The sequence below is a fragment of the Arthrobacter sp. K410C genome (assembly GCF_059090105.1).
In genome coordinates, this window is the sequence record NZ_JBNHFJ010000060.1 from 1 (window position 1) to 437 (window position 437).

General features: G+C 61.8%; 1 protein-coding gene. It reads right to left on the reverse strand.

Features of this window, described 5'->3' with window-relative positions; translation table 11 throughout:
* Nucleotides 1-215 (reverse strand): helix-turn-helix domain-containing protein (locus tag AC5RU7_RS21070; RefSeq protein ID WP_494053885.1); only part of this gene is annotated, 215 nt, incomplete at its 3' end.
* Nucleotides 216-437 lie beyond the last annotated feature (222 nt).

Below are 437 nucleotides of genomic sequence, written 5' to 3' on the forward strand. Positions count from 1 at the left end.
GGCGAGGCGTCGGGTTTCCTGGGTCTGCCTTTGGGCTTTGGACGCAGCGCGTCAGGCCCTTCCCGGCGGTATGCCCGAGCCCACGTTTCGAGAAGCTTGGGCGACGATAAGCCGGCTTCTGAGGCGAGATCGTGCGCAGTCTCGCCTGCGGCGAAGCGTTCAACCAGAGCGAGCTTGAATTCAAACGAGTATGCGCGCTTTGTCGGTTTAGTCATCAACGCTCCCCGGCCATGGATCCTCCACCGCCGATAAAGACGGCCCACCGGGGAGCGGGCCACGCCCAGCAACCTGGCTGTCGCCTTGTCCGCGATGCCCTTCTCAAACCACGCTACAGCGGACTCGCGCTGATCCTCAGACAACGAACTAGACGCACGCATAAAACTGCTCCCCGGGAGTCGGAACTGAATTTCTCAGTCCAACTCCCGGGGAGCAGTTCA